At 72.1% G+C, this 6,444-nt stretch carries 5 protein-coding genes; 3 read left to right on the top strand and 2 right to left on the bottom strand.

The window, feature by feature from the left end:
- Positions 1-237: 237 nt before the first annotated feature.
- Both ACWGH4_RS28540 and ACWGH4_RS28535 read right to left on the bottom strand, forming a co-directional pair.
- Positions 238-1,569, bottom strand: coding sequence for a polysialyltransferase family glycosyltransferase (locus tag ACWGH4_RS28540; RefSeq protein WP_453465995.1), 1,332 nt, complete (start codon positions 1,567-1,569; stop codon positions 238-240).
- Complete coding sequence (locus ACWGH4_RS28535) at positions 1,569-2,552, bottom strand: glycosyltransferase family 2 protein (protein WP_453465993.1); 984 nt, start codon at positions 2,550-2,552, stop codon at positions 1,569-1,571. Before ACWGH4_RS28535 ends, ACWGH4_RS28540 begins: the two co-directional genes overlap by 1 nt.
- 187 nt (positions 2,553-2,739) lie before the next feature.
- Here ACWGH4_RS28535 and ACWGH4_RS28530 point away from each other — a divergent pair, with 187 nt between their 5' ends.
- The 3 genes from ACWGH4_RS28530 to ACWGH4_RS28520 are packed head-to-tail and all read left to right on the top strand — an operon-like array spanning position 2,740 to position 6,316.
- Positions 2,740-4,059 (top strand): DUF6716 putative glycosyltransferase, encoded by a 1,320-nt coding sequence (locus ACWGH4_RS28530; RefSeq protein WP_441263835.1) that lies wholly within the window; start codon positions 2,740-2,742, stop codon positions 4,057-4,059.
- Positions 4,060-4,105: 46 nt separating this feature from the next.
- The gene (locus ACWGH4_RS28525; protein ID WP_453465991.1) at positions 4,106-5,380 is read left to right on the top strand and encodes a cytidylyltransferase domain-containing protein; all 1,275 of its coding nucleotides are present in this window, start codon (positions 4,106-4,108) and stop codon (positions 5,378-5,380) included.
- A gap of 12 nt (positions 5,381-5,392) precedes the next feature.
- Complete coding sequence (locus tag ACWGH4_RS28520) at positions 5,393-6,316, top strand: N-acetylneuraminate synthase family protein (protein WP_189466592.1); 924 nt, start codon at positions 5,393-5,395, stop codon at positions 6,314-6,316.
- The last annotated feature ends 128 nt before the right edge of the window (positions 6,317-6,444 follow it).

Here is a 6,444-nt window from a genome sequence, read left to right as displayed (position 1 = left end):
CACACTGGGGCTTGAGTTGCCGGCGTGGCTGGTTTCGCGAAGCGAAATCCAGCCCGCCCGGCGATTGAGGGCACCGCGCGAAGCGCGGTACGGGGTGCGGGGCGTGCCCCGGTTTCGGGAAGGGCGCGGGTAGGGGAACAGGCCCCGCGCAGCGGCCCGTACGCGTGGTGCGGTGACGGTCCCGCGCCGGGGCCCGCACGCAGACCGGTGACGGCCCCGCGCCGCGGCCCGCACGCGTCAGCCCAGCGCCGTCACCCGCTTCAGAACACGCCGCATCCGCCGCCCCCGCACCACCCGCCGTACCGCCCTGTTGCGGGGCAGCGGCACACCCCCCGGCAGCCCGAGCACCGTCAGACGGCGGCGCTTGAAGTAGCGGGCCGTGCCCGCGCCGAGGCTGCCGCGCAGATAGCGTTCGGCCGCCGGACGCAGGTCCGCCCGTAGCTTCGGCTGCATCGCGAAGCCCACCGCGGAGAGCAGCCCGGCGACCTGCCCGTCCGCCGGCGCGGGCGGGCCCGACTCGCCCGCCGCCAGGTCCGGCAGCAGCGCGTCGGCGATCGTCAGCGGCACGCGGTTGCTGTTCTGGTACGGGCTGAGCCGGTCGAGGAGCTGCTCCGTGCCGATCCGGGCGACGGGGATGCCGTAGAAGGCTCCCGCGGTGAACAGGGCGGTGGAGAAGCATCCCGCCACCAGCGCCGGGCGCATCTGCTTGAACAGCACCTCGGCGAGCACCGGCCGCTCCAGCACGGTCAGTTCGACCCCGAGGGACGCCGCCTCGCGCTCCAGCGTCCGCGTCCACGCGGCCGGCGCCGTCGGGTGCGGCTTGAAGACGACCCGGCGGTGACCGAGCGCGGCCACGCCGGCCAGCATCCGGACGTGGAGGCCCTCCTCCTCCACCGGCGTGAGGATGCCCAGGGCGGCGAGGTACTGGCCCAGCAGGAGTGCCGGCGCCTCCGGGACGCCGGCGCAGGCGTCCGGCACGGCGTCGGAGAGTTCGCCGACGACCTTGACGAAGGCCTCGGTCGGCACGAGCTGCGGCTCCACGCCGAACTCCGCGAGCAGCAGCGGCTTCAGGCCCGGCACGAGGTCGAGGTGCAGCAGCCGCCGTACCCGCTCGCCGACCAGCGGGTCGATCTTGTTGCGGGTGGGGCCGTAGCTCATCAGCCCGTCCGCGTACACGTCCAGCGCGGCGTCGGGGAAGAGCTGTGCGACCGCCAGTGCCGGGTTGACCTGGATGGATTCGACGGCGAGCTCGATCCGGTCGTCGCCCAGTTCCCACAGCTGCCGGAGATACCGCTCCCACAGGGGCACGTCGTCGCCGCGTGGCGCCCAACCACCGGGGTGGAAGGGCGAGATGGTCCCGTTCCAGGAGAGCACGTCGTCGAAGCGGCCGCGCAGCCGCTCGAAGCCGGCCATCTCGTCGAGGGCCGGTGTCGTCTCGGGTGTCGCCGCGTTGTTGGAGACCAGCAGCAGCCGGCGGTCCGCGGTGGAGAAGCCGCCGCTGTCGATCGCGGCGGCGAGCGTCGCCGCTCCGTAGAGGGAGGAGGCGAAGAAGATCTGGGTCGTGGCCATCAGGCTGCCGCCTCCACGGAGAGAGGAGCGGGCCGTCGGCGCACCTTGCGCAGTCGCGAGGCGCGGTCGGCGTCCATGGAGTCGATGGCCTCGTTCAGCACGTCCTGCGGCATACGCTTCAGCGCGGCCGCGCTCATCGTGCGCAATTTCCTTGCCACGGCCGGTTCGTACCTTTCAATGGATCCCAGATGATGGGAAATGACCGCGCAATATGTGCGGACCGCCTTGGGCAGCAGCCTTTCCGCATCGGCGTCCTTCGCCGTTTCCTCGATCACCTGGTCGAATGCCTTGATGAAATCGAGCTGCCTGATGTCGCCGATCTGCGTGAGCGAAGAAGCGATTCCGCGCCGGTAGAAAATTCCCAGGTGGCTTATCACGGCGAACGAATCCGCCTCCCGGTGCAGCCGCCATATCCACGGCCGGTCCTCCGCGGTGCGCAGCCCGTGCGTGAAGTGCAGCAGTCCGCGGTCCACGAGCCGCCGGTGGTACATCCCGGCCCATGCGTACGGGTAGTCGACGGCGGTCGACCGCGAGGCGGGCAGGATCGCGTCCCGCGGGCGCAGCACCTCGCCGCGCCGCCCGACGGGCGCCCGGTGGATCGAGCGGGACCGTCCCGTGCACTGCACGTGGTCGGTGCGGACGAAGTCGCACCCCAGGTCCTCCATGGCGTTCAGCAGGTGCTCGAAGTGGCCGGGAGCCAGCCAGTCGTCGCCGTCGAGGAAGGTGAGGTATTCGCCGCCGGCGGCGTCCAGACCGGTGTTGCGGGCGGTGGCCAGCCCACCGTTCCGTTCGTGTCTGATCAGAACCGCGCCCGGAAGCTCACGTTCCGCGCGCTGAAGGATCTCCGGAGTCCCGTCCGTCGAACAGTCGTCGACGAGCACGAACTCGAAGTCGGCGCGGGCGTTCGCGCGAAGGCTTCGCAGTGTGTCGGGGGCATATGTCTGCACGTTGTAGAACGGCACGATGACGGAGAGCTTAACCACCCGCGTGACGCTAGGGGGGCGCTCGGCATTCGCATCGACGCATACGAGGATGTCAGGTGAACGTAGAGCGACGAGCTTGTTAACCGACTCGTTCCCCGGCCTGCTTCGCTGTCCGTAGGTGCTCTGTTAACCGTTTGTTGCTGCCGAGTTGGGCCGTGAAACCACATGCCTTTCTAACGTCCTCGACGTGCCAACAAGTACCAGCGAGGCCGTACGGGTCGCCGTACTCGCCGACTCCGACACCCGGTGGAAATGGGGTGCGCTCACCGCGCGCCGTATCGCACCGAGCACCTCCGTCGAGCTGAGCGGCTTCCTGCTGCGCGGCCGGGCCACACCCACCGCCCGCCAGCTCGCGGAAGTGGGCGTCAGCGCCGACGCGTTGCGCGAGGTGACGGGCAACGAGTTCCTGCGGGCGATGAGGGACGGGTCCTACGACATCGTCGTCCTCGCGCTCGTCGGCGGCGGCGTCCAGGCCATGCTTCACGGCCTTGCCGCACTCGGCCAGGACCGCAGGCCCGTCGTCGTCACCGGCTACGTCGGTGTCGTCTACGAGAAGCTGTCCGACGGACTGCTGCTGCGCCACGGCGCCGACGTCGTGCTGGCCAACTCCCGCCACGACGCCACGCGTTTCCGCGCCGTCTACGAGGGAGTGGGCGCCGACGCCGGATCCGTCACCGAGGCCGCGCTGCCCTTCCTCGGCGGGGCGCCGTACCGGCCGCAGGAAGGCCGGGACACCGTCGTCTTCGCCGTCCAGCCGTCCGTGCCCGAGTCCCGCGCGGACCGTGCGTACCTGCTGCGCAGGCTCGTCGAGCACGCCCGGCTGCACCCGGACCGCGAGGTGCTGCTGAAGCTCCGCTCCAAGCCGGGCGAGCACACCACGCACCTCGAAGAGGTCCCGTACCAGAAGCTCGCGGAGAAGCTGCCCGGCGGCCTTCCGCCCAACTTCCGTCCCGTGTACGGGAACATGGGCGAGGTACTGGACCGCACCGACCTGCTGGTCACCGTGTCGTCCACCGCCGCGCTCGAGGCGCTCCACCGCCGGATCCCCACCGCCGTGCTCACCGACCTCGGCGTGCGCGAGGCGCTCGGCAACCACCACTTCCTCGGCTCGGGGCTGCTCGCCTCCTGGGACCGGCTCGACGGCGGCCACCGCCCCACCCCCGACGCCGACTGGCTGTCGCGGCAGGGCGTCGCCGTAGGGGGAGGCTCGTACGAGAGCGCCTTCGACGAGGCCCGCAAGCGGGTCGCCGAACTGCTCCTCGCGCCGCGGCTCCCCGCGATCGCCCCGTACTACACGCCCGCCACCGCGCCCGGATACCTGCCCGGTCTGCTCGCCCGCCACCACCTCGCCCCGGACGGCACACCGCTGGCCGGCGCCGCCCCCGAGGCGGAGGCCACCGGCCTGCGGCGGGTGGTGCGCGACGCCGTACGCCGGGCGGCACGCGGCGCGTACCGCCACGGCGTGCAGCGCGTCGCGCCCGTGATCCGCCGGATGGGCGAGCTGTGACCCCCGGCCTTTCCCGCTTCCAGTCCCGATGCGTCAGGAGCCACCGATGACCGTTCTCGCCGTGATCCCCGCCCGAGGCGGATCGAAGGGCGTCCCGGCCAAGAACCTGGCCGCGGTCGGCGGCGTGCCGCTCGTCGCGCGGGCCGTCCGCGCCTGCCTCGACGCCCCTCTGGTCACGCATGTCGCGGTCTCCACCGACGACCCCGAGATCGCGGCCGTCGCCCGCGGCGCCGGTGCGGAGGTCGTGCTGCGGCCCGCGGCCATCGCGGGGGACACCGCCACCAGCGAGTCGGCGGTCCTGCACGCCATGGACGCGCACGAGGCCGTGCACGGCGCACCCGTCGACGTGGTGCTGCTCGTGCAGTGCACCAGCCCCTTCATCGCCCGGGAGGACATCGAGGGCGTCGCCCGCGCGGTCGCCCTGGACGGCGCCGACAGCGCGGTGACCGTCGCGCCCTTCCACGGCTTCGTGTGGCGCGAGGCCGACGAGCCGGCGAGCCCCTCCGGGGAGAGCGCCGAACAGGCCGGCGGGGCGGCCGTCCTGGTCGACACCGTCACGGCCACCGGCTCCGGATACGGCGTCAACCACGACTCCTCGTTCCGGCCGCGCCGCCAGGACCGCCCGCAGGACTTCCTGGAGACGGGAGCCGCGTACGCCATGTCCGCGGCCGGCTTCCGCGAGGCGGGCCACCGTTTCTTCGGCCGCACCGCTCTGGTGCGCACCGACCCGGCGCGGGTCCTCGAGGTCGACGACCCGCACGACCTCGCCCGCGCCCGCGCGCTGGCGCCACTGCTCGACACCGCCGCGGTACCCGGCCGCGACGACGTCGACGCCGTCGTCCTCGACTTCGACGGCACCCAGACCGACGACCGGGTCCTCATCGACGCGGACGGCCGGGAGATCGTCTCCGTCCACCGCGGGGACGGCCTTGGTGTCGCCCATCTGCGCAAGGCCGGCCTGGAACTGCTGATCCTCTCCACCGAACAGAACCCGGTCGTCGCCGCCCGCGCCCACAAGCTCAAGGTCCCCGTCCTGCACGGCATCGACCGCAAGGACCTCGCACTCAAGCAGTGGTGCGACGAACGGGGCCTCTCGCCCGAGCGGGTGCTCTACGTCGGCAACGACGTCAACGACCTTCCGTGCTTCCACCTCGTCGGCTGGCCCGTGGCCGTCGCGAGTGCGCACGACTCCGTACGCGCCGCCGCCCGTGCCGTCACTGCCACACCCGGCGGCGAGGGGGCGATCCGCGAGATCGCCGCCTGGCTCCTCGGCCCGACGCTCAACACCCCTGATACCGCCCCCATGTCCCCCAAGAAGTAAGGAACCACCCCCATGAGCACGTCCCGTCTGCGCGCCCTCGGCAACAAGATCGCGGGCCCCGGCCACCCCGTCTACGTCACCGGCGAGATCGGCATCAACCACAACGGCGACCTGGACAACGCCTTCGCCCTGATCGACGCCGCCGCCGAAGCCGGCTGCGACGCCGTCAAGTTCCAGAAGCGCACCCCCGAGATCTGCACCCCGCGCGACCAGTGGGACATCGAGCGCGACACCCCCTGGGGCCGGATGACGTACATCGACTACCGCCACCGCGTCGAGTTCGGCGAGGACGAGTACCGCCGGATCGACGAGCACTGCAAGGAGCGCGGCATCGACTGGTTCGCCTCCCCGTGGGACACCGAGGCCGTCGCCTTCCTCGAGAAGTTCGACGTTCCCGCCCACAAGGTGGCCTCCGCGTCGCTCACCGACGACGAGCTGCTGCGCTCGCTGCGCGCCACGGGCAAGACCGTCATCCTCTCCACCGGCATGTCGACGCCGAAGCAGATCCGCCACGCCGTCGAGGTCCTCGGCAGCGACAACATCCTGCTCTGCCACGCCACCTCCACCTATCCGGCCAAGGCGGAGGAGCTCAACCTGCGGGTCATCAACACCCTGAGGGACGAGTACCCGAACGTCCCGATCGGCTACTCCGGCCACGAGACCGGCCTGCAGACCACCCTCGCGGCCGTCGCCCTCGGCGCCGCGTTCGTCGAGCGCCACATCACCCTCGACCGCGCGATGTGGGGCTCCGACCAGGCCGCCTCCGTCGAGCCGCAGGGCCTCACCCGCCTGGTCCGCGACATCCGCACCATCGAGACCGCGCTCGGCGACGGCGTCAAGAAGGTCTACGACTCGGAGCTCGCGCCCATGAAGAAGCTGCGCCGGGTCACCGGTGTCGTCGCCGAGGCGGGCGACCGTGAGCCGGCCGCGGTCTGACGACCGGGCGGCGACGCGCGGCAGCGCCCGCGCGTCCGCGGCGGGCGGACACCGCGTGCCCGCCGGGCGGAGCGCCACCGGACACACGGCCGCCGGGCGCGGCACAGGCGGCGGCGCACGCCGCCGTG

The organism is Streptomyces sp. NPDC054847, from assembly GCF_053610925.1.
This window is presented reverse-complemented; position numbering and strand designations above follow the sequence as displayed.